This window comes from Streptomyces sindenensis (assembly GCF_014649035.1).
Classification (GTDB): Bacteria; Actinomycetota; Actinomycetes; order Streptomycetales; family Streptomycetaceae; genus Streptomyces; species Streptomyces sindenensis.
In genome coordinates this window covers 191,484-213,631 of sequence record NZ_BMSG01000001.1, presented here as the reverse complement: position 1 = coordinate 213,631, position 22,148 = coordinate 191,484, and the positions used below count along the sequence as shown (strand labels likewise).

Below are 22,148 nucleotides of genomic sequence, written 5' to 3'. Positions count from 1 at the left end.
CGATGTCCGACGACGTGCCCGTGGCCGCCGCCCCGGACGGGGTGCGGCCGGGCGAGGCGGCGGCGGACCCGGCCGGACGCCCGGCCGACCGCCCCTGGACGGCGCTCTGGGTGACCGCGCTCGCGCTGCCACCGCTCGCCCTGCTCGCCGCAGCGTCCTGGTTCGGGCGGTGGGTGAGGCCGGGCGCCGACGACTGGTGCTTCCTGCCCCGGGTGCGGGACGACGGCATCAGCGGTCTCGTCGGGCAGTTCTACCTGGACGACAACGGGCGGGTCGCCAACGCGCTCCTGGTCGGCGTGTACGCGAAGTTCCCGATCGCGGGACACCAGTGGTATCCCGTGGTCAGCGGGAGCCTGGTGCTCGCGGTCCTGTGGGCGGTGGCCGTCCTGGCGCTGCGCCGGGCCCGGCTGCGCACCCCGCGCGGGATGCCGCTCCTGCTCGCGGCCATGACCACCGCGCTGTTCCTGTTCGCCACGCCGAACACGTACAAGACGTTCTACTGGCCCGCGGCGTCCGTCTCGCACACGCTGCCGCCGGTCCTGGCGTGCGCCGCGCTGGTTCCGCTGCTGCTCGCCGCCGGCCGCCGGGGGCGCGCCCTCGCGATCGCGGTCGCGGTGCTGATGGCGGCCTTCCTCGCCACGCTGTCCGAGGAGACGGCGATCGTCGCGGTGATGGTGCTGCTGGCCGCGCTCGTCGTCTCCGGCCGGGTCGTCCCGGCCGCCGAGCGGGGGTTCGTCCGCCTGTGGTGTGCCGGGGGCATCGCCGGAACGGTGGCCGGGGCCCTCGTCCTCATCACCTCACCCGGCTCGACGAACCGCAGGGAACGCTTCGGGGCGGAGACCACGTTCCTGCTCGCCCCGGACTCCCTCGCCGCGTCGCTGCGCGCGTTCGCGGAGATCACCGTGACGGTCGTGACGACCTGGCAGTACGTGGGCGCGGTCGCGGCGGGCGTCCTGCTGGGACTGCTGTGCCGACGGGCGGACGGGACGACGCCCCGCCCGCCCGCACACTGGTGGCTGCTCACCTCCGCCGGGCTGGTCACGCTCCTGGTCTCCGGCTACCTCTGCGCGGTCATCGCCTACCCCGTCTTCGGCGACCGGGTGAGCGACAGGAGCGCCAACCGGCTCTGGAACGACTACCTCCTGCTGTACGTGATCCTGCTGGTCGGCGCGGGCGCCCTGCTGGGCCTGGCGGCCCGTCGGTACGCCCGGCGCACCGCCCCGGCGAAGGCGGTGTGCGCGGCGCTCTGCGTCCTGGTCTGCGTCGGCCCGGCGATCGCCCTGACCGACCTGGGCACCGCGACGCGGTCCCGGGCCGAGAAGTGGGACGCCCAGGACCGCCGTCTGCGCGAGGGGGCGGCGGCCGGGGAGCGGGTCCTGCCGTACGAGCGCCTGGTGATCAGCCAGATGCTGGAGCCGTTCAGCGCGGGCGGGGAGCAGTACTGGCCCGGCGGGTGCGTCGCCGACTTCTACCGGCTCGACCGGGTCACGGACGGGGCCCGGGGACACTGAGGCCCGGCGAAGTACGGCGGCTTTGGCATTGGTTCTCCATGGGCCCCACGGGCGGCCGGGCCGCGAGGAGCCCCCGCTCACGGTCGGGGGTGGCGCGGGGCTCGGCCAGATGCCAGGCTTGATCGTCAAGAGGGCAGGCAGGGCCGTCACGGGTCAACGGGGGAGTGGGGCATGGCAGTCGAAGGGCACGGCGGGGACGCGGCCGACCGGGGGCGTGAAGCTCTCGGCGTGCTGCCGGAGCGGGCTCCCCGGCGTATCGGCCCGTACCGGATCCTCGCCCGCCTCGGCGCGGGCGGTATGGGAGAGGTCTACCTCGGTGCCGACACCCGGCCGGTGTCCGAGGGCTCCGGACCGCAGCTGGCGGCGGTCAAGACCGTCCGGCCCGAGCTGGTGGGGGATCAGGCGTTCCGCGACCGGTTCCGCCGCGAGATCGACACCGCCCGGTCGGTCGAGAGCCGTTTCGCCGCCCGGCTCCTGTCCGGTGACGCCGAGGCCGCGGAGCCCTGGCTGGCCACCGAGTACGTGGCCGGGCCCACGCTGGAGCGTGCGGTCCGCGCGGCCGGGCCCCTGCCCGTGGCGACGGTGCGCGCCCTGGGGCTCGATCTCGTGCGGGGGCTGCGCGGCATCCATCACGCCCGTGTCCAGCACCGGGATCTGAAGCCGTCGAACGTCCTGCTCGGCAGGGACGGCGCCAAGGTGATCGACTTCGGTATCGCGCGGGCTTTCGGCGCCAGCACGATGACCGCGACCGGGGCGATGCTGGGCTCACCGGGATACATGTCCCCGGAGCATGTGCTGGGCGGACGGCACGTGGTGGCGGCGTCCGACGTCTTCTGCATGGCCTCGGTGCTGTGCTACGCCGCCACCGGAGAATCCCCTTTCGGCACCGGCCCGTTGGCCGCCGTGCTCTACCGGATCTCGCAGGCGCAGACGGATCTCGACGCGGTGCCGGACGCCGTGCGCGAGCTGATCGAGGACTGCCTCTCCCCCGATCCGGCCCGGCGACCCGACTCGGTGGTCCTGGAGGAACGGTTCCGGACGGCGGTGACGGCGGACGCCGGGGCCGCCGCGGACGCGTTCGCGGCGGGCGTCGGTGCGGAGCCGGACGCGGCGGGCGTCGGCGCGGAGCGGGGCGCGGCGGCGGACGCCCGTTCCGGCGACGGCGTCGGGCAGCGGGTCTGGCCGGTCGCGGTGCGGGAGTTGGTGGCCACCCACGAGAGGGAGCTGGCCGCTGTCGTCGCGGCGGCGGGTCCCCTGACCACCCCTGTGCCCACGATGCCGGGTGCGTCTCCGCTCCACAGCGCCGCGACGATCACTCGCCCGCCGGACGAGAACGTCGCCGCGTCGCCCGCCGAAGCCCCCCGCCCCGGCCGGCGCCGTCGAACCCTCATCGCGGTCACGGCGGTGCTGGCCGTGAGCGTGCTGAGCGTGGTCGGCCTGAGGACCTTGCGGGACGACGGCGGGAACGAGGCCGGGAGCGGCGGGCCGGGCGCCTCGTCCGGGCGGTCCGGTGCCGCCTCCCCCTCGGCGTCGGGTTCACCTGCGGCCGGCATCGCGGCGGGCGCCGGGCTGGACCGGCTCGGCGTCGACCGCAGCCGCTACTTCCCGGCCGATTCCGCCGCGCGCCCGGCCGGGTGGAAGCCGTGGTCGGGGAAGCTGGAGGAGCGGCCGTGGAGTTGTGCGCTCAGCCGCGAGATCCTCGTCTGCCGCACCCTCGCAGGCGGCCTGGAGGCCGTACGCCCGTCCGACGGGAAGCCGTTGTGGAAGGCGGCCTCTCCCGCCCCCGGTGGCCGGGCCGCGACCAGCAACCGGGGTGTGGTCCTGCCGGGCCGCGGCAGCAGTCCGCTGATCCAGGACGATGTCGTCGTCACCATGGAGGCCGGCGTCGTCCGGGGACGTGCGGCCAAGGACGGGAAGGTCCGCTGGGAGAGCGACACGGGGAGCGGTGAGGAGACCGAGCTGTACGGCGACCCGCTCCTCGGCGACAAGGTCGCGTTCTTCACCCTCGGCGGCAGCGCGGCGACCGTCTACGCGGTGGACGTCCGCAGCGGCGAACGGCTGTGGAAGGAGGGGCTCACCTCGCACGACGCGCCGATGGCCGGGTACGGGATGTACCGCGCCGAGATCTTCGTGGAGGGCAGGCTCATCGCCGTGACCGACGGCGGCCTGGTCGCGTTCGACGGCCGGACCGGCAAGCGGACACCGGTGATCGTGCCGGGGGACGGGAGCTGCACCGCGATGCGCGTCCACGGCGGTCAGGTGTACTGCGACATCGAGGGCCAGGACACCGCGATCCTGGACGCGGTCACGCTGCGCCCGGTGGCGGCGGACCAGGACCCTGACGCCCGCGCCCCGAGGGCCCGGGGCGTCGTCGCCGCCGGGGGGCGGGAGTACGGGCTGGAGCCGAACGCGTCCAGTGGCGCGGTGGAACTCACCGACCTCTCGGCCCCCGGCGGTGACCGGCCTCCGCGCACCGTCGGCGCGCTGCCCGGACGGGAAGCGGACCAGGTCGAGTCGGCGAAGGGCGGCTACCTCCACTCGGAGCCCGTGATCGTCGGATCCACCGCGCTTTTCGCCGACAACCGGAACCTCTACACGCTGCCCCTGCGCGGCGGCGAGAGTGCCCGGCACGAGATCGAGGGGGCGCCCGGGTACGTGCCGCCCGGCGGTTCCGGTGCCGGATCCGACGACTTCGGGGAGTTCGACGACGTGGCGAACAAGGTCTGGGCGCCCGAGGTGATCTCGCTCGGCGGACTGGTCTACCTGGCCTTCCACGACGGGACCGTCCGGTCCCTCGAACTCCCCGCCTGACACCCGTCCGACAGCTCCACCCCCCGTCCGCCCCGCAGACCCGCCCGACGCCCGTGAGGGCAGACCGCTCCGGAGAGGTGCCCTGTGCTGCGCCCGCTCGACGCCGACGCCCCGTACGACATCGGCCCCTACCGGCTGCTCGCCGGACTCGGCTCCGGCGGGATGGGAACGGTCCACCTCGCCGTACCGCCCGGCGGCGGTCCCGAGGGCCTGGTCGCACTGAAGACCGTCCGCCGCGACCTGGAGCACGCGGGGGACTTCCGGCTCCGCTTCCGGCGCGAGGCGGAGGCGGCGCGTGCCGTGCGCGGACCGTACGTCTCCGCACTCGTCGACGCCGACCCGGAGGCCGAACGGCCGTGGCTGGCCACCCAGTACATCGCCGGGCCGTCGCTGGAGGAGGCGGTGGGCCGGCACGGTCCGCTGCCCGTTCCCGTCGTCCGCGACCTCGGCGCGGCCATCGCCCGCGGGCTGGCGGCCGTGCACGGCGCACGGCTCGTCCACCGGGACCTGAAGCCCGCCAACGTCGTCCTCGGCGCCACGGGACCGAGGCTCATCGACTTCGGAATCGCCCAGGCGTACGACATGACGGCGCTCACGGCGACCGGTGTCATGGTGGGTTCGCCGGGCTTCATGTCGCCCGAACACGTCGCCGGCGACCGGTCGGTGACCGGCGCGTCCGATGTGTTCTGCCTGGGGGCGGTGCTCTGCTTCGCCGCCACCGGCCACGGGCCGTTCGAGGACACCGAACTCGCCGCGATCGTGCACCGCATCGCCCAGGGGCGGCCCGAACTCTCCGGGGTGCCGGACGAGTTGCGGCAGACCGTGGCCGACTGCCTGCACCGGGACCCCGCCCGCAGGCCGACGACGGCCGAGCTGATCCGGGCGCTCGACACCTCGTCCCGGCCGCAACGACCGGGCGTCCCGCCCGCGTCGGCCCCCGGAGCCTTCCCCTGGCCGGACGGCGTACGCGAACTGATCGGTACGTACGAGACCGCCGTGGTGGCGGCTCTCGAAGCACCCCCGATGCCCCGGGCCGCCCCGGCCGCTGCCCCGGCCGGTGCCGCCCGGGCTTCGCGGCCCGGGCAGAGCGAAGGGGACGGAAACGGCGCGGCGGACGGGCAGCCGGGGCAGCGGGCGGGGCGGTCCCGCACCGGGAGACCGGCGTGGGCGCGCGGCCGCCGCCTGGGCCTTGCCATCGGCGTGGGAGCGGGCCTGCTCGCGGGAGTGCTGACGGCAGCCTCGCTGCTCCTCCCGGACGACGACCCCGAACCGGGAACCCCGGGCAACGCCGCTCCGGCGCCGGACCGGAGCGCCGGGAGCACCGCCCCCTCGGCCACACCGCCCGCGCGCACCGCGCCCGTGGCCGTCAGCGGGATGGCGGACTTCGGGCCCGACAGCCTGGACCGAACCCTCCAACCCGACAACTGGCGCCCGTGGGCAACCTCCTTCGACGGTCCGGGCGCGGCTGACGACTGTGCGCTCAGCGGCGATGTCCTCGTCTGCCGGCTCCGGGACGAGGCGACCCGGCAGACCCGGCTGGAGGCGCGCGACGCCTCCGACGGCTCCCGGCTGTGGCGCTATCCCGCCGAGGGCGCGCCCACCGGCCTCCTCGGTGTCGGCGGCCTCGACGTCGACGACCGGCACGCCTATGTCACCGCGGCCGACGGAGACGGGTTCGACGTGCTGAACCTGTCCGACGGAAAGCCGGTCGCCCGGCTCCCGGGCCGGACCGGGTACACCCCCTCGGTGGCCCGCGTCCACGACGGGCGGATCTTCGTCTCGTACACAGGCGTCGGCGGAGCGGGCGGCGCCGCCAACATGCTCTTCCGCGCGTACGACGCCGACGACCGCGCGCAGGTCTGGGAGCGGGTGATCGCCTGGGCGTTCCCGCCCAGTCTTGACGTCGTGGGCGACCGCGTGTGGCTCACCGGCAGCCAGGAGACCCTCACCCTCGACCCGGCGACCGGGAAGACACTGGCCGAGGCCCCCTGGAACTGCGACCGCCGCATCCGCAGCGCCCCGTACGACGTCTGCGGCGGCGGCATCGTGGACGCGCGGACCCTGCGGAAGGTGGGGGACACGCGCGCGCCCTCCCCGGAGGCCGTGAGCCGCGACGGACTGCTCTTCGTGGAGGGGAAGGGGCTGCGCGAGGGCTCCCGGTACATCCAGGCGATCGACGCGCGCAGCGGGGACGAACGGTGGACCGCGCCCTGGAAGCGCGGGGACTCCGTGGTGGTGGCCGGGGACAGGCTGCTGACCTTCGGCGTCAACGGCGTACGCGCCTTCGCACTGGACGACGGCGCCCCGGAGGCGACCTTGGGCAACATCCGGGACTGGCCCCGGAAGGGCAGCGCCTTCGATGGCGTCAAAGCCCAGCCGACCACGGTGCTGGTGTCCGGGGGCGCCTGCTTCCTGACCTTCGACGACGGCACGGTCATGACGGCCCCGGCCTCCTGAGCCCCGCCCCGGACGGCGCCGGGCGCATGCGGTTCTCCACCGCTCCGCATGCCCGGCGCACACCGGTCCCGGGACCTGCGCCATGCGAGTGCGGGGGCCTCCGGTCCGCCGACCGGAGGCCCCCGCACGTCAGGGGAGTGCCGCGGCGTCAGATGCCGCAGCCGGGCGCGGACCGGAAGCGGCCGCTGCCTCCGACGACGTGGGTGTGGTCGTCGTGGCCCGGATCCCGAGCCTCGGGCGCGGACGTTGTAAATGTCAAGGTCATGTCAATTTGCTGCCACAGGGCCCCGGGTCGGGGGTGAGTGCCGGATCAGCCCGCCGTCTCGCCCCAGCCCAGGGGGTGAGGCCCGGGGCTCTCGTCGGGCAGCCGTGCGGGCCGCTCCCCGCCGGCGCTGTTGAAGTCCGTCAGGGCACTGATCAGCGCCGTCCGCTGGTGCGGGGAGAGGTGCTGGACGATCGAGGCGATCTCCTCGCGCCGGCGCGCGGTGACGTTCTCCACCGTGCGACGCCCCTCCGAGGTCAGCCGAAGCAGGGTTTCGCGGCGGTTGTCCGGGTTGGTCTGCCGGTCGGCGAGCCCTGCGGTGATCAGCCGGTCGATCATGCGCATCGCCGTGGACGGGGCCACGCCCAGCAGCTCCGCCAGCGTGACGAGCTTGGTGTCGCCCCGGGAGGAGAGCACCACCAGCATCCGGAACTGGGGGAGGGTCACCCGCTCCTCCACCTCCGCCAGCGAACGCGCCGAGACCGCGACCAGCAACCGGGAGGCCGTCAGCACCGCCTCGGTCACCGCGTCCACATCGTCCATGCGCTTCGGCGGAGCGCCCTTGCTGCTCATGGCACCTTTCTATCCTGTGTCCGCACCGGGAGTACATCGCGGGCCGTCATTGCGCGACGTCACCGCCGGTAGCGCAGCAGCAGCATCGCCGCGTCGTCGTGCAGGGGGCCGTTGGCGTGCCGCACCACGTCCTCGCGCAGGGCTTCGAGAGCTTCTCCGGTGTCCGCGGCACCGAGAAGTCCGGCTTGTTCCCGCAAGGGGTAGAAGGCTCCGTCGGCGTCCCGCGCTTCGGTGACTCCGTCGGTGTAGAGGAGGAGCTGGTCGCCCGGCGCGAACCCGGTCCGGTAGGTCCGGGGAGGTTCTCCACCGTGGATGCCCAGGCCCAGCGGCAGGGCGTAGGCGGGCGGGGAAGGGAGATCGGTGGAGCCGTCGGCGCGTACGATCATGGGCGGGGGATGTCCGCAGTTCAGGAGGACGGCGACCCGCTCGTCGGTGTGGATCTCGGCGATGATGGCCGTGACGAACTTCTCCCCGTCCTCTTCGCGGGCCACGGTGCGCTCCAGCCTCTCGGCGAGTGCGGTCAGATCCGGCTCGTCGTGCGCCGCCTCCCGGAACACGCCCAGGACGGAGGCCGCCGTCGCCACCGCGGCGAGGCCCTTGCCCTGGACGTCACCGACGATGACGCGGACTCCGTACGGCGATGCCACCACCTCGTACAGATCGCCGCCGATACGTGACTCCGCGACCGCGGACGTGTAGGAGACCGCGGTCCGCAATTCCCCGACGCGACGGGGCACGGGACGCATCAGCACGCTCTGTGTCGCCTCGGCGATCGAACGCACACCGGCCAGCTCCGCCTCGCGCCGCATCCGGGAACCGGCGGCCAGGACGCCTGCCAGGGTGACCCCGGAGACCGAGGCCATGGCCGTCCAGCCCCGCTGGGTGTCGAAGAGACCGTCGTACACGCCCAGAACGACGCACAGCAGCAGGGCCACCCCGCCGATGAGAGCGGTACGCCGCCAGGTGCCGATCAGCCCGGCGAAGGCGGGGCCGAGGGAGACCAGAGGCAGGAAGCCGGCTTCCGGCCCCGCCGAGAGGTCGATCCCGGCGACGACCGCCATCACCACGATCGGCAGCCAGGACAGCACCGCTCCGGCGTCCCTTCGCTTGTCAGTGATCACGGCGCTCCTACCAGACGGACGTCCTGCGGTGGGCCGCCGTCCCTGGCGGCCCAGCTTTAGATTATGCAAAGATTGCCCCTGCTAAGGGTTGGCTCCGGCTTCCGTTACGCAATCGGTTCCCCTGCACGGCGCGAGGAGGCGGCTCGATGAGAACAGAACGCCACGGCGTCCATCACCACCTTCCACCGTCGGGCGGCTGGCGGCGACACGTCGCACGCCTGCCCGTCAGCCTCTTCCGGATAGGGCTGGGGCCAGTGCTGGGCCGTCGTCTGCTGCTCCTGCACCACACCGCCAGAGCCGATGGTCACATCCATCACACCGTGCTGGAGACCCTCACCTACGACGCGGAGCGCGGCTGCTGGGTCCTGGCTTCCTCCGCTGACGCGCCCTGGTACCTGGACCTTCTGGCCGCACCCATGACGACCGTCCAGGTCGGCAACCATCACTACGCCGTGACCGCTCACTTCCCGGACGCCGGCGAAGCCGTCGAGATCGTGGGGAGACACGGCACGGGCGGTCGGCGCCGTCCGCGACGCGCATGCCCCGTGGGCCGCATGGCCGAGAACGCCGACGCCCGGACGAGCGGTCGGGCGGGGAAGCCTCCCACCCTCGTGCGCCTCGAGGCGGCCCGGGGCCAACGCCTCCCCTGACCAGCGCGGATGCTCCACCGGAGGCGCTGTTATGGTCGGTCGTACGCCGTGCCCGATGCTGACCACATCGGTGCCCTGCGGCTCACCGACAGGGGAATGCACGGGGGAGTGAGTGAGCGCCGCGTCGCGTCCGGGGTGAAGCCCGGTGGCTCGCCGGTGAACTGAGCGAGTTCTTCCGTCATCAGTCACAGGAAGGACGTGCTTCGGCATGACATCGGTTTCCGGGCCGGGTCCCACGGGCGGCACGGGTCCCACGGACTCCACGGACCGCACGGGTCCCACGGACTCCACGGGTTCCTCGACCGGCGAGGTGAAGACTCTCCCGTTCGCGGTGACCCTCGTCGTCTCGGTCGCCACGGTCTTCGTGTGCGGGGAGCTCTTCGGCTTCCCGTGGTGGCTGCGCCTGATCACGGTCGTAGTCGTCGGCCTCGCCCTGGAGGCCGCGAACCAGGCCGTGGGCCGCGCCCGCGCCCGGAGGAAGGCGCTCTGAAGGCCGCACTGGGCCGGGCCGCCCGGCGACGGTGACGCTCCGGACAGCAGAAAGCCCCGCCGTGCGCGGCGGGGCTTCCGTTGAGGCGGTGGCGATCAGGCGGTGGTGCCGAAGCCTCCGGCCTTGACGCCCGCCACGAAGGAGGAGAACGCGTCGGCGGCGACGGCCAGGGCCGGACCGCCCGGGTTCTTCGAGTCGCGTACGGGGACGGTGCCGGTGGCGGACGCGGTGCGCGGGGCCCACTCGACGCAGGTGCCGCTGTTGCTGTAGGAGGACTTGACCCAGAGTTGGGTCGTGACTTCGGTAGTCATCTGCGTGCCGCCCTTTCGTCGTTGTCCGGTCGTTGCTGCGGTCGGTACTACAGCTCGCCCGACTTGATACCCGCGACGAAGGCGGCGAACGCGGTGGCGGGGACGCCGAGGGCGGGGCCGCCGGGGTTCTTCGAGTCGCGTACGGGGACGGTGCCGGTGGCGGACGCGGTGCGCGGGGCCCACTCGACGCACGAACCGCCGTTGTCGCTGTAGGAGGACTTGACCCACTGCGGGGTCGTGGATTCGGTCGTCACGGGGTGCCCTTTCGATGCTGGTGGATCATGTCCACGGTATCGGTCTGCGACAGAGACACAGCCTGCAACTGATGGTAGGCCCTCACCATCGGGATGACCGAGCTGAGTTCACGGTCCAGATGCCCCTGCGACTCGGACTCGACGTAGGAGAACACGGACCGGTCCTGGAGCGTCAGCAGATTCACCAGCCGATTGAAGGGCCGCTGCTCGCCGATACTGAACGGGGCGATCTGCAGCATGGTGTGGGACTGCGTGGCGAAGTCGACCAGGTGCTGCAACTGGGCGTCCATCACGGCAGGGCTGCCGATCGGGCGGCGGATGCAGCTCTCGTCCAGCACCGCGATCAGCATCGGCGGCACGGTGCGTAACAGCGCGCCCTGGCGCTCCATGAGTAACGAGACGCGCTGATCGGCCTGTTCGGGGGTGATGACGCCCCGGTCGACCGCCCCGCGGGCCAGCGCCTCCGCGTACTCCCGGGTCTGCAAGAGCCCCGGGATGACGCCCACCTCGAACAGCCGGATCTCCGCCGCCCGGCCCTCCAGCGCCACGTACTCCGGGAAGCCCTGCAACAGCACCCCGTGCTTGATCTTGCGCCACTCGCGCTCGAACGAATCAGCGGTTCCCGTGTATCCCATCGCCACATCAACGGCGATCGAGAACTTGCGAGTTGGGGACTTGTGGCACAATTCCACGCCGGAAACGTGCCGCCCCGTGTAGCCGATGCGCCCGCCGAGGTCGTCCTGTTTCCAGCCCCGAGCCTCCCGCTCCCTACGCAGACGTGCGCCGTAGGCCGCCTCCGGCCCCCCGTCGGGGTTCACTTCCTTGCGGTTGACCAACGTATCCCCCAGTTCCGAAACGTTGAAGACGTATCCACGCTAGGCCACGCTGAGTCGCCCCGGTAGTCGTTCGGCTACAGAGAGGAGCGAACGGTGTACGGCGAGAACGCCAGCTCGAAAACGGAGCGACCCTTACCCGTCCCGGACCCCGGGACCCTGCTCGCGGACACCAGTCGCGGTGACCGCGTGGGGGAGTTCCAGGGCGTCGCCGGCCCGTACTGGTCCCTCCGACCGGTCAGTGGCGGGCGCGAGTGGGAGGTCGAACCGCGTTACGTACGGCCCGCGTTGCTCATGGAGCAGCTTCGGGCCCGTACCGCGCGGCTCAACGCCCGCAGCCGGGGGGAAGTGCTGTGAGGGCGGGCGCTGCGGGCGCGGGCGGTGCGAGAGTGCTGGACTACGTCGCGGCCGTCACGGTGACGGGCGGCGGCCGGGCCCTCCCGCTCGGCGGAGTCGCTCTGCCGAACCGCCGACTCGTCCTCCGCTGGCTCCGGCGGCAGGCCCTGCGGCTGGCGGACGCCCACGGCCGGAATCTGCCCCCGGCCGCCCCGTGGCTCCGGGCCAGGGACGTCCGGCCGGTCGCCTTCCACGGCTCCGACGCCCCCGAAGCGCTCCGGGCGTGGGCGGGCGACCACGGCAGCCAGGACCACGCCCTGAGCGCGCTGGAATCCGGGCTCCCCGCCCTGCTCACCGTGGTCGACCCCTTCGTGGGGCTTCGCGTCACGCTCGGCGCGTGGCCCGTGGATCTGTGGGGATGGGCGGCGGCGGCCCCGGCGGACCACCCGTCCCCGCCTCGCCCCCGTACGGAAGGGGCCTGACCGCGTGCTGCAATGCACTGCCGTGACCCAAGTCCCGTACGCGGAAGCGCTGCTGGCGCTCGCGACGATGGAGGGCGGGCCCGAGCACCCACCCGATGCCGTGGAGCCGGAGGAGTTCGTCCTGTGCGAGCTCGGCGACCACGACGAGCGGGCCGAACACGCCGCGCACCTGTGGACCGCGGACACCCCGGACGACCAGGACCTGTGGCTCCTCTGGTCGGGGACCGGGGCCCACCGCGTCCACCGGCTCGACACGCTGCGTCTGTGCCCTGCCGTGCTCCGCGAGCCGGCGACCCGCACGGTGACCCCGTGCGCGTACTTCGACCACCACCCCGGGCCGCACTCCTTCTCCGTGACCGACCCGCTCGGCGACCTCATCGCCGAACACGTCCACAGCGAGGTCCGGCGACTCGTCTCCGAGGACGGCGATCCCGGCGCACCCGGCGCACCCGGCGCCTCTGACGTATCCGACGTACCTGATGTTCCCGACACCGACGCGCCCTGACGGCGACGACCGGAGGATTCCCGCCCCATGGACCAGTGCACTGCCGTAACCCTGCTGCCGCCCCCGGAGTTCGTGCTCCGCCTCGCCGCTGCCGACGGCGGCAGCCGCCCGGAAGCCGGACACCTTCTCTGCGAGCTGGCCGCCGGCCACGACGGCGACCACGCGGTGGCGTTGTGGGACAACGATGCGAACCGCACCGCCGTCTGGGCCCGCTGGAGGGGCGAGCGGGCGATCCTGGCGGAGCTGGGCTGGTGCGGTGCGGTCGGCCCCGGGGGCGAGGACGCGTGCGGGCTGTTCGCCGGTCACCCCTCCGCCCACGACTGGTCCATCGTCGATCCGACGCTGGTGGCCGTGGACGCCCTGCTCGCTCAGGAGCACCCGCATCTCGCGCCCCGCGATTGCCTGTGATGAGCAGGCATGCGGTGACGGCCCCGGCCGTGGGTCGGGGCCGTCACCGCGTTGCCGGAAGCGGGCCGACCGAGATCAGGTTCTGCCGGAGATCTGGGCGACCTTCTCATTCATCGCCTTGTCGTCGTACACCGTGATCGTCACCGTCACGTTCTCCGGCATGTTGAAGTTCAGCCTATTGACATCCCAGATGTTGGACGTTCCCGGAGCCGAGTACAGCTTTCCCGCCTTGCCGTCACCAGCGAAGTCCACTTTGTAGTACAAGGTGTCGCCGTCGTTCGCGACGTCATAGATCAGGACGATCTCGTCGTACGGGTGGAACTCGACCTTCGCTACCGCGTATCCGCTGGCGTTTCCATGGACGATCTTGGTTCCCGCGCCGCCCGCGTCGTACTTGAATTCGGTTCCGTCGATGTCGTCGCCGAAGTTGCAGGGGCAGTAGTCCGTCACCGCCGAATCACGGTCCAGGACGATCAGTTGGCCGTAGGCGTTGGCCGGTGTGGCGGTCATGGTGATGACGGTTGCCGCGGCGGACGCCATTGCGGCCAGGGACGCGATGGTTCGATTGCGCATCTTCATCCTTCGATGGGTGGGACGGTGAACTGTGCGTGCTCCGGGTGGCGTTCGAGTTCGGCTCAGGTCACCCGGGCCATCCGCGAGAAGGCCGCCGTGGTTGCCGGGCCTGCGATTCCGTCGATCGCGCCGGTGTAGCGATGCCACCGCTTGAGATAGCGCTGCAACGCCTTCACCGTGAGGGGGCCGACAATTCCGTCGACCGTGCCGCTGTAGTCCCGGGTGTCCTTGAGGAGGCGCTGCATCGCCTTCCAGCTGTTGGTGCCGAGCAGCCCGTCGATCGCTCCGTTGTAGCCGTAATGCCTCAGGTACTTACCCTGAATGCTCTTGGCGTCGGAGGTCGACAGGCCGAGGTTGTTCCACGAGAGCGGGGCGATCGCCTCCGCACTCGCCGCCGGGCTCCTCTCCGGAACCGCCGCGACGCTGGTGCCCGCGGCGGCCAGGCCGCCGGCGGCTATTCCGGCGGCTGTGACGACACTGACCAGTGCTTTCGTCATGGTGCGCATACAGACTCCTTCATTCCGTTCGGAGCCGCCCGCTGTTGAGCGACTCGGGTGAGGTAGGCCGGAACTCCTAGCGGTTCCGCCGGTGCTGTTGGTTCTGGCGGTTGCGCAGGTCCCTCGCGTGGGTCCGTCGCCCGGGCGCGAAGACGTCGGGGACCACGCCCGCACCGGCACCGGGGCGGCGGTCCCAGGCCCCGACGCGCGCGGCGACCTCCGCCAGCTTCTTGTCCCCGGGGGCGACGTCGATCTGGAAATGGGACTCCTTGGCGTGCTTCTGGTCGCCGCCCCACGCCACCACGCCGTCCAGCTCCGCCAGGATGTCCCGGAGCGTGGCGAGAGCCTGAGGGAAGACGTTGCCCTTCGCTCCCGTCGGGTGGAGGGCCAGGAAGAGGGTGATGGCCGTACCGGAGAGGTGGTTGCTCTCGTACGGCGGGCCTACCACCCGGTCCGTGGTGTGCCCGGTGACGTCCCGGGGGCCGATCGCGCGGACCTCGTAGTGGTAGCGGCGTACCAGGTGGAGCAGGACGGTGGCGACGTCCCCGCCGAGGCAGGACACGCGGGTTCCGCCCGCTCCTCCGATCCGGTGCTCCGGCGTACGCTCGACGACCGGCCAGCCGTTGGCGCTGTGTGTGCCGCTCCACCGTGCGGCCGATGAGGCGGTGGTCGCGGCCCGTCCGGCCGTCGGAGCGGCCACGGCCGACCCGGTGCCTCCGATGGCGGACCACAGGGCCGCCCCGCCGATCGCGGCGAAGCCGGTGACGACCTGGCGGCGGTGGAGAGGTGTGTGCGGTGCGGCGTTCCCGTGCTGGTTCACCGGTGGTCCGCTCCTTCTCTGTCGTGGGACATGCGCATGGTCAGCCAGCCATTCCGTGGAGGACGTCGGTGAACCCGGAGAGAAAGTCGTTGAGTTGGGCTGCGGGCAGCGACTCGGGCAGTAGTGCTCCCAAGCCCCCGGTCCTCTTGATGAGCAAGGTTCGTCCGGCCGCGATGACGGGGCTGTTCGTCGTGAGCATGGCCCGGGCCAGTGCCTCGGTGTTCGCCTTGCTCCCGAAGCGGTGGCTGCGGTAGTCGCGGAACCGCCCGTTGTTCCCCCCGCTGCCGTAGTGGTGCTGCACCGCGTCGGCGATGTTGGCGCCCTCTCTGACGCGTTGGGCGATCAGATAGCCGTCCGCGTCCTCCAGGAGGTCCGAGTAGCCGAAGGTCGACGGGATTCCGGTCTTCGCCAGCCGCTCCACGCAGTACTGATAGCCGGAGGCGTAACTCTCGCGGTCGTGCTGCCACTCCGCGTAGAAGGTGATGAGGTCGCCGCCCCAGCCCGCGACGTCCCCGTGGTTGACCTGCTGCGCGTCAACGGGCTTCGGGTAGCGGAAATGACCGTTGCAGGTGGCCATGAGGTGTTCGACGCCCATCTCCTGGCCCGTGGAGCTGTCGACGAAATTGTGCTTGAAGGCGGGTGCGCCGTGCGTGCCGTAGACCATCTGGATGAAGTCCTTGTCAGTCCCGCCGATGAGACCTGTCCACAGGGCGTCGTCGTACGACTTGTGGCGGAGGTACTCCATGACGAGCTGATTCGGGTTCCCCTTCCCGTAGCGGAGCGCGTACCCGTAGATCGTTGCGACGTACGTGATGAAGTCCTGGGACGGGGAGACGGTGCTGTTGACGCGGTTCTGGCCTTCGTCCGTATGCGGGCGGTGGGCGTTGTTGTCCAGGTCGAAGGAGTCCGAGCCGTTGGGGAAGCGGAACTCCTTGATCTGGTTGAAGGCCCAGTTGGCCGGCAGGGGGAACCCGAGATTCCCGGAGAAGCCCCACGACATACCGGAGACGAACGACCAGCGCGCATACGTGGCGTCGGTGATCCGCGCGCACACGTTGCGGGACCCGTAGACGCCGTGCACGTACCGCTTGCCCTTGGAAGCCAGCCCGGCGGCGACTCCCTGGAAGTAGGGGATGATGTGGGACGTGATCTCCGGGTCGGTGGCGTCGTAGTCGACCGCGAAATAGATGACCGTGCCTCGATTGAACCCGTAGCCGACCGCGCGCTCATGTGCTTCCCGCGCGTGCCGGTAGCCGGTGCTGTGGCTGAAGTCCCCGAGTTGCCGTGCGTTGTCCTGGTAGATCGGGAAGACGCGGAGACCGTTGCCGAAGATGTTGTCGAGCTCGCCCGGCTGGATCTCCTTGTCCAGGGTGCTGCCGGGCGGGTCGTAGATGTAGCGCCCGACGTACGTGTACCCTTCCGCGGCCAGGGCCCGTGCCCGGGAGGCGGTGATGGTGAAGCGGGTGTCGCAGGCGTCGACGTCGCGCTCCGGATCCCCCGTGGAGACCAGCAGTTGGGCCCAGGTGGGGTAGTCGGCCCGCCCGTTCACACCCAGGATCGAGAAGCCTTGGAACGCCTTGACGAACTCGGCGAGGGCGGCGTCGTAGGTGTCCTTGAACTCGGTGCGATAGGTCTCGCCCTCGTGGAGAACAGGCTGGTTGAAGACGCATGCCGCGGAAAAGAGCCTCACGAGGGTGCCGGTGTCGCCCTGCGCCAGGGTGTTGGCCCTCAGCCCAGCCTGGGTGCCCGCGCCGAAGTTCCCGTTGGCCTGGTCCTCGGGGATGCCGATCTCGTACTGGATCGCCTTCATGAGTGCCGTCTGCACATCACGGGAGTAGTGGCCGTCGCACGGTCCGATGAAGAAGGTGGACTTGTTGAGGTAGGTCCGGTTGAGCCACTGCTGGATCGTGCGGATCGCATCGGTGCCGCCGGCGAGGACGACGTACGCGTCCATCGTGAGCAGCGCCTTGAACACCTTCGGGGTGACCCTGCCCTCGTAGTCCGGCGCGCCCATGTCCAGGGTGATGTTGATGACGGCTTCCTTCGTGGCGGCACCGAAGACGCCGTCGCCGTCGCCTCCCCAGTAGCCCTTGCAGAACAGGGCGTACTGGACGAGGTTGTTCATATTCGCGTTCGCGTGCCCCTGCTTGATCGTGCCGTAGGAGGTCAGCCGCGCAAGGGTGGTGGGGCCGAACGCCGCGGCGAGAGGGCTGATGCCCAGCTCGTGCTGGAGGCCCATGGTCAGGGAGTACATGGTGCCCCAACCCGTCTGCCCGTCCTCGGCGCAGCGCTGGTAGCCGGGCACGCCCCCGTACGTGCGGTTGACCCACTTCTGCGCTTCCAGGACTTTGGCATCCGCCACAACTGTCTCCGTCTGTCTGTGAAGGCCCGCCGGATACGTGCCGGGCCGGCTCGACAGATGCTCGTGCCGGGACGAGAGTGCCCGCTAGAGCGGTGGGACCGGTTGGGACATGATGGGAAGCGGGACACGTCAACAGAGCCTGGACCAGGGGACACAGCGTGGGAGGACGAGCGATGGCGGGACAGGCCGGGAGACCCGGGGCCGGGAAGCCGTCCCGGGAAGCCGGACTTCTGACTGAACAACTCCGGTTGCTGCGTCGGCGCAGCGGAATGACCCTCGCCACGCTCGCCAACCGGACGAGCTACAGCAAGTCGTCGTGGGGGCGCTACCTCAGCGGAAAGGCACTGCCGCCCCGGCAGGCGGTGCGGGAATTCGCCCAGGCGGTCCAGATGAAACCCGACCGTCTGCTCCTTCTGCTGGAGATCGCCGAGCGCGGCCGGTCGCAGCCGGACGGAACGACCCCGGGGGACGCCGTCGCCGAGGTGTCGCCCACGGCCGGCCAGGATCCCGATGCCGGTACGGATACCGCCGAGACCGGTCCCGAGACCGATCCGGTGGCGGGAGAGGAGGCGTCCCCGGCCCCGGAGACGGAGTCGCCCGCGCCTCACGCCCCCGCCGCCGCACGCCGGAGGCCCCGGCGCTGGGGCCTCATCGTCGGGGCAGCCACCGGAGCCGGGATGGCCGCCGGACTGCTCGCGGGCATGCTCGTCGGTGCCCCGGAGAGCCAGGGGGAGCCGACGTCCAGAGGCAGTTCCGCGAAGTGCACCGGGTTCGAATGCCGGAACAAGGACGCCCAGGGCATGGAGTGCCATATCGGGGTGTGGACCGCCGCGGCGGAGAAGGTCGACGGAATCCACCTCGAACTGCGCTACAGCCCTCGCTGCGGAGCCGCGTGGGCCAGGATCACCGAGGGCCGGGTCGGGGACACGGCACGGGTCGAGGGGCAGCACAACCACTCGGCCGCCCGCGCGATCACCTACGACCGGGACACCTACTCACCGATGGTCGAAGCCCCCTACCCCGCGGCCGCCCGGGCCTGCGTGGTCATCAAGGACGGGGGCAAGGAGGTCTGCACCGCCCACGGCGGTGCTTCGCCGCTGCCCGCAGCGGTCACCGACGAGCGGAAGCCGTAGGGAGCCGCCTTCTGCCCGGGGCCGGCAGAAGGCGGGTGGGTGGAGCTTCGGTCCATCGTCGATCCGACGCTGGTGGCCGTGGACGCCCTGCTCGCTCAGGAGCACCCCCATCTCGCGCCCCGTGGCGGCGTGTGATTCCCGGTCGCGGTGGCCCGGTGTCGGGATGATGGCACGCATGCCAGAACACCCCGAAAGTGGTACAAGCGACAAGAGCGGCAGGTCCGATCCATCCGGCCGGTCGCGGTGGCGGCTCCTCCCGATGACCGCACGCGACCCCGAGGAGGGCGGCCGGGCCGCCTCTCCGCTGGAGCTCCTGTTCGGCCTGACCTTCGTCGTCGCGGTCGGTACGGCCTCGTCACAGTTCGCCGAGCTCCTGGCCGAGGGGCACCTGGCGCACGCGGTCACCGCGTTCGTCATGGCGATGTTCGCGATCAGTGTCGCCTGGATCAGCTTCAGCTGGTTCGCCTCGGCCTTCGCCACCGACGACTGGCTCTACCGGGTCCTGACGATGCTCCAGATGATCGGGGTCGTCGTCTTCTCGCTCGGTCTCCCGGCGATGTTCCACTCCGTCGACGAGCGGCCACCTCGAACTGCGGGCGATGGTCGCGGGGTACGTCGTGATGCGGATCGCGATGGTGTGCCAGTGGGCGCGCGCCGCCCGGGAGGCCCCCGAGTTCCGGGGCGTGTGTCTGGCCAACATCCGCTGGACGGTGATCGCCCAGGTCGGGTGGGTCGTCCTGGCCTTCGTCGGACTGCCCGCCTACGTCGTGTTCGCGGCGTTCGTCGTCCTCGGCGTACTGGAACTGGCCCTGCCCGTCTTCGCCCAGGGCGCTGCGGGCGGCACGCCGTGGCACCCGCATCACATGGCCGAGCGGTACGGCCTGTTCGCGATCATCGTGCTCGGGGAGAGCGTGGTCGGCACGGTCGCCTCGTCGGGCGAACTGCTCGGCGGGGCCGACGGCACGGCCTGGACCGGGAACGCGATCGCCGTCGTGGTCGCCGGAGTGGGCCTGACCTTCGGCATGTGGTGGGTCTACTTCACGACCCCGTTCGGCAAGGTCCTGGAGCGCCGCCGCAACCTCGGCTACCTCTTCGGCTACGGCCACATCCCGCTGTTCATCGGCGTGGCCGGAGCCGGGGCCGGGCTGCACGTGGCGGGCCTCTACCTGGAACACCACACGGAGATCCCCAAGACGACGGTCGTCCTCACTCTGGCCCTCCCGGTGGCCCTCTATCTCCTGGTGGTCTACCTGCTGCACACCCTGCTGCTCTCGGCCGCCGACCGCTTCCACCTGCTCCTGATCGCTCTGACCCTGGCGGTCCTGCTGGCCGGGTGCCTGCTGGCCGTGACGGGAGCGCCGCCGGCGGTCTGCCTGATCGTCGTGATGCTCGCGCCCTTCGTGACCGTGATCGGCTACCAGACGCTCGGGCGCGAGCATCAGCGGCGCATGCTGGAGGGGATCGGGGCGGGGTAGAGCCCGCTCAGCCGTCCGACGGCCCGCCCGTCGGACCGCTCAGCAGCAGGGTGATGCCGCACAGACCGCCCAGCAGCCAGGGGGCCGGCAGCCACGTTCCCCAGCCGAGGGCGAGCAGCGCGGCGAAGACGCCCACGGAGGCCGTGACTCCTGCGGCCGCCGTGCGCCACAGGACGCTGCCCGCGCCCCACTGGCGGCGCAGGAAACCGGACCGCCGCCAGGCGCTCCACAGGACGGCGCCGACGATCACGGCTTCCACCAGGACGAACCAGCCGCTGACCGGCGGCGACCTGAAGCCTTCCGCCTCTCCGCGCCACAGGTCCAGGAGTCCGGAGACCAGGACGATCGGACCGATCAGGGCGAAGATCCCCGCCACCAGGCGGAGGAAGCCGACGCCCACGACGGGCGCTCCGGGTCCCCTGAACGGTGTGGCGGCGTGGGTGAACGCGTGGAAGCGGTGTGCGGCTCCCCGGACGTCCGTCGCGAGGACCCAGCCCAGCGTTGTCGCGAACGCTCCCCAGACCAGTGAATACACCGTGCCACCCACCCCCGGACTCGGTCCGGCAGGCGTTCTGCCGGATGCGCCGCCAGGGTAGGGAGGCGCCACCCGCTCCCGGCATTCCCGCTTCCTGCAGTGTGCGGGGCCGCTGGTTGCCGGGCCCGCAACCGCGCTGCCCGCTCCCGGTGCTGAGTGCAGAGCCCTCGCCGAGGGCCGCACGCCCACCACAAGAGACGGGCCGCGCCGCCACCGCGGACCGAGAACGACTCCGGCAGCGGCCGCACCCGGCTCCCGAAAACCCCTGTGCGGGAAGGGCGTTGCGGCAGGCCCGGCCGCAGCTCCCGGGCGAGAGCCGCGACGATCACCCTCCGGTCGAGCGCGGCCCGTGCTCGTGCGGGCGGCTCGGGAGCCGGCGGTCGTCAGGTTCCGCCGGCGCCCGAGCCGGAGGGAGAGCCGTCAGGTGGCTCCCCGTGTGAGGGGCGTCCCCCGAGGGGCGGGAGACGCCGGGTCGTGGCGTCCCCCGGGGTTCGGGAGGCGCCGCGATTACGCTGCGGCGCGCGGAAGTTCGCGCGTGCGGCCCAGCGAACCCAGCCACTTCGCCGACTCGCGCGGGGTGCGCTCGAAGGTCTCCCAGTCGATCGCGATCAGACCGAACGTGGCCTTGTAGGTGCCCCACTCGTAGTTGTCCAGCGCGCTCCACGCCAGGTAGCCCCGGATGTCGAGGCCGTCCTCCAGCGCCGAGGCGACCTCGTTCAGAGCGCCCGTGTAGTAGTCGACCCGGCGGCTGTCGTCGGCGGTCGCGATGCCGTTCTCCGTGACGATCAGCGGGACGTCCCCGACGACCTCGGCCGTGTGGCGCAGCGCCTCACCGACCGCGCCCGGGTAGTACTCCCAGGTCGTCAGCGTCCGCTCGACGTCGTCGGCCGCCGGAATCGGTCCGTCGGGGCCGATCCGCGTACGGGTGTAGGACTGCACGCCGATCCAGTCGTCGCCGCGGGCCGCCTCGATGAAGACGTCCTCGCGCGGGTGGCGGTAGGCGGCGGTGACGTCCTCCGCGCCGGGGAGGGCCTGGTAGACCTGGTTGGCGATGGTCCAGCCGACCTGGATGCCCGCGTCCAGGGCCCGGACCTCCTTCACCGCCGCGTGGTGGGCGGCGATGACGGCCGCGGTCGTCTCGTCGTCGGGGGTGGGCAGGCCGGCGGGCGGGAAGCTGTCGTCCCCGCGCTTGGCCTGGCCCGCCATCACCGCGATCATGTTCGGCTCGTTGATCGTGCAGACGTGGGAGACCCCCTCGGAGATCACCGGGGCGCAGGCCGCCACGTACCGGGCGAACAGCTCCACCGCCCCCTCGGCCGTCCAGCCGCCGCGCGCCTCGAACCACTGCGGCACCGTGAAGTGGTGCAGGGTCACCATCGGGCGCAGGCCGCGCTCGATCGCCCCCTCCACCATCCGCCGGTAGTGGGCGAGCTGGGCGCGCGAGAAGCGGCCCTCGACCGGCTCGATCCGGGCCCACTCGATGGAGAACCGGTAGTCGGTGAAGCCGAGGGAGGCCAGCAGGTCCATGTCCTCGGGCCAGCGGTGGTAGCTGTCGCAGGCGTCCAGGCTGGGTGCCGCGATGTGGGTGCCGGCGGCGTGCTCCTTGACCCACCAGTCGCAGTCGGTGTTGTTGCCCTCGATCTGGTGGGCGGCCGTGGAAGCGCCCCAGAGGAAGCCCTCGGGGAACGGTACGGAGGCCGGCGTCGGCTGGTTCGGGGCAGGGGTGTTCGTCATCGCGACATGTCTTTC

At 71.8% G+C, this 22,148-nt stretch carries 21 protein-coding genes and 2 pseudogenes; 11 read left to right on the top strand and 12 right to left on the bottom strand.

Features of this window, described 5'->3' with window-relative positions; translation table 11 throughout:
* Positions 1-2 precede the first annotated feature (2 nt).
* From IE145_RS00960 to IE145_RS00950, 3 genes are all read left to right on the top strand, one after another.
* Positions 3-1,511 (top strand): DUF6056 family protein, encoded by a 1,509-nt coding sequence (locus IE145_RS00960; RefSeq protein WP_189517901.1) that lies wholly within the window; start codon positions 3-5, stop codon positions 1,509-1,511.
* Positions 1,512-1,682: 171 nt separating this feature from the next.
* Positions 1,683-4,322, top strand: coding sequence for a serine/threonine-protein kinase (locus IE145_RS00955; protein WP_189517899.1), 2,640 nt, complete (start codon positions 1,683-1,685; stop codon positions 4,320-4,322).
* 84 nt (positions 4,323-4,406) lie between these two features.
* Positions 4,407-6,779, top strand: coding sequence for a serine/threonine-protein kinase (locus IE145_RS00950; RefSeq protein ID WP_189517896.1), 2,373 nt, complete (start codon positions 4,407-4,409; stop codon positions 6,777-6,779).
* A 148-nt stretch (positions 6,780-6,927) separates the two neighbouring features.
* Here the strand turns inward: IE145_RS00950 and IE145_RS33825 are convergent.
* The 3 genes and pseudogenes from IE145_RS33825 to IE145_RS00940 all read right to left on the bottom strand — a co-directional run.
* Positions 6,928-7,002, bottom strand: a pseudogene (locus tag IE145_RS33825) (peptidase M15); the annotation flags it as partial.
* A gap of 87 nt (positions 7,003-7,089) precedes the next feature.
* The gene (locus IE145_RS00945) at positions 7,090-7,614 is read right to left on the bottom strand and encodes a MarR family winged helix-turn-helix transcriptional regulator (RefSeq protein WP_229825161.1); all 525 of its coding nucleotides are present in this window, start codon (positions 7,612-7,614) and stop codon (positions 7,090-7,092) included.
* 59 nt (positions 7,615-7,673) lie between these two features.
* The gene (locus IE145_RS00940; protein ID WP_189518563.1) at positions 7,674-8,675 is read right to left on the bottom strand and encodes a PP2C family protein-serine/threonine phosphatase; all 1,002 of its coding nucleotides are present in this window, start codon (positions 8,673-8,675) and stop codon (positions 7,674-7,676) included.
* A 206-nt stretch (positions 8,676-8,881) separates the two neighbouring features.
* On the opposite strand from IE145_RS00940, the gene IE145_RS00935 reads away from it, so the two are divergent.
* Positions 8,882-9,385, top strand: coding sequence for a nitroreductase family deazaflavin-dependent oxidoreductase (locus IE145_RS00935; protein ID WP_189517894.1), 504 nt, complete (start codon positions 8,882-8,884; stop codon positions 9,383-9,385).
* 208 nt (positions 9,386-9,593) lie between these two features.
* A complete protein-coding gene (locus IE145_RS33225; protein WP_229825159.1) occupies positions 9,594-9,875 on the top strand; it encodes a hypothetical protein in 282 nt (93 codons plus the stop codon).
* A 95-nt stretch (positions 9,876-9,970) separates the two neighbouring features.
* Here IE145_RS33225 and IE145_RS00925 read toward each other — a convergent pair whose 3' ends face one another.
* From IE145_RS00925 to IE145_RS00915, 3 genes are read right to left on the bottom strand one after another with little or no spacing between them, the layout of a single operon-like run.
* Positions 9,971-10,186 carry a DUF397 domain-containing protein gene (locus IE145_RS00925; RefSeq protein WP_189517892.1) on the bottom strand — a complete coding sequence of 72 codons (216 nt, stop codon included), beginning with the start codon at positions 10,184-10,186 and terminating at the stop codon, positions 9,971-9,973.
* A gap of 47 nt (positions 10,187-10,233) precedes the next feature.
* Positions 10,234-10,440 carry a DUF397 domain-containing protein gene (locus IE145_RS00920; protein WP_189517890.1) on the bottom strand — a complete coding sequence of 69 codons (207 nt, stop codon included), beginning with the start codon at positions 10,438-10,440 and terminating at the stop codon, positions 10,234-10,236.
* The gene (locus IE145_RS00915) at positions 10,437-11,276 is read right to left on the bottom strand and encodes a DUF5753 domain-containing protein (protein ID WP_189517888.1); all 840 of its coding nucleotides are present in this window, start codon (positions 11,274-11,276) and stop codon (positions 10,437-10,439) included. Before IE145_RS00915 ends, IE145_RS00920 begins: the two co-directional genes overlap by 4 nt.
* 93 nt (positions 11,277-11,369) lie before the next feature.
* Here IE145_RS00915 and IE145_RS00910 point away from each other — a divergent pair, with 93 nt between their 5' ends.
* The 4 genes from IE145_RS00910 to IE145_RS00895 are packed head-to-tail and all read left to right on the top strand — an operon-like array spanning position 11,370 to position 13,004.
* Complete coding sequence (locus IE145_RS00910) at positions 11,370-11,630, top strand: hypothetical protein (protein WP_189517886.1); 261 nt, start codon at positions 11,370-11,372, stop codon at positions 11,628-11,630.
* Positions 11,627-12,091 (top strand): hypothetical protein, encoded by a 465-nt coding sequence (locus IE145_RS00905; protein ID WP_189517884.1) that lies wholly within the window; start codon positions 11,627-11,629, stop codon positions 12,089-12,091. Before IE145_RS00910 ends, IE145_RS00905 begins: the two co-directional genes overlap by 4 nt.
* Before the next feature lie 4 nt (positions 12,092-12,095).
* Positions 12,096-12,596 (top strand): hypothetical protein, encoded by a 501-nt coding sequence (locus IE145_RS00900; RefSeq protein WP_189517882.1) that lies wholly within the window; start codon positions 12,096-12,098, stop codon positions 12,594-12,596.
* 27 nt (positions 12,597-12,623) lie between these two features.
* Entirely contained in the window at positions 12,624-13,004 is a 381-nt protein-coding gene (locus IE145_RS00895) for a hypothetical protein (protein ID WP_189517880.1), read from the top strand.
* A 75-nt stretch (positions 13,005-13,079) separates the two neighbouring features.
* On the opposite strand, the gene IE145_RS00890 is transcribed toward IE145_RS00895, so the two are convergent.
* The 4 genes from IE145_RS00890 to IE145_RS00875 form a co-directional block, all read right to left on the bottom strand.
* On the bottom strand, positions 13,080-13,577 hold the full coding sequence (locus tag IE145_RS00890) for a hypothetical protein (RefSeq protein ID WP_229825156.1): 498 nt from the start codon (positions 13,575-13,577) through the stop codon (positions 13,080-13,082).
* Between the two features lie 62 nt (positions 13,578-13,639).
* Positions 13,640-14,083, bottom strand: a complete 444-nt coding sequence (locus tag IE145_RS00885) for a peptidoglycan-binding domain-containing protein (RefSeq protein WP_189517877.1) — start codon at positions 14,081-14,083, stop codon at positions 13,640-13,642.
* Between the two features lie 67 nt (positions 14,084-14,150).
* A complete protein-coding gene (locus IE145_RS00880; RefSeq protein WP_229825155.1) occupies positions 14,151-14,894 on the bottom strand; it encodes a hypothetical protein in 744 nt (247 codons plus the stop codon).
* A 40-nt stretch (positions 14,895-14,934) separates the two neighbouring features.
* Complete coding sequence (locus IE145_RS00875; protein WP_189517875.1) at positions 14,935-17,256, bottom strand: glycoside hydrolase domain-containing protein; 2,322 nt, start codon at positions 17,254-17,256, stop codon at positions 14,935-14,937.
* 173 nt (positions 17,257-17,429) lie between these two features.
* On the opposite strand from IE145_RS00875, the gene IE145_RS00870 reads away from it, so the two are divergent.
* Both IE145_RS00870 and IE145_RS00865 read left to right on the top strand, forming a co-directional pair.
* Entirely contained in the window at positions 17,430-18,389 is a 960-nt protein-coding gene (locus IE145_RS00870; RefSeq protein ID WP_268246791.1) for a helix-turn-helix domain-containing protein, read from the top strand.
* A gap of 259 nt (positions 18,390-18,648) precedes the next feature.
* A pseudogene (locus tag IE145_RS00865) lies at positions 18,649-19,864 on the top strand (low temperature requirement protein A).
* 7 nt (positions 19,865-19,871) lie between these two features.
* Here the strand turns inward: IE145_RS00865 and IE145_RS00860 are convergent.
* Both IE145_RS00860 and IE145_RS00855 read right to left on the bottom strand, forming a co-directional pair.
* Entirely contained in the window at positions 19,872-20,399 is a 528-nt protein-coding gene (locus IE145_RS00860; protein ID WP_189517871.1) for a hypothetical protein, read from the bottom strand.
* A gap of 507 nt (positions 20,400-20,906) precedes the next feature.
* Positions 20,907-22,133 (bottom strand): glycoside hydrolase family 1 protein, encoded by a 1,227-nt coding sequence (locus IE145_RS00855; RefSeq protein WP_189517870.1) that lies wholly within the window; start codon positions 22,131-22,133, stop codon positions 20,907-20,909.
* Positions 22,134-22,148 lie beyond the last annotated feature (15 nt).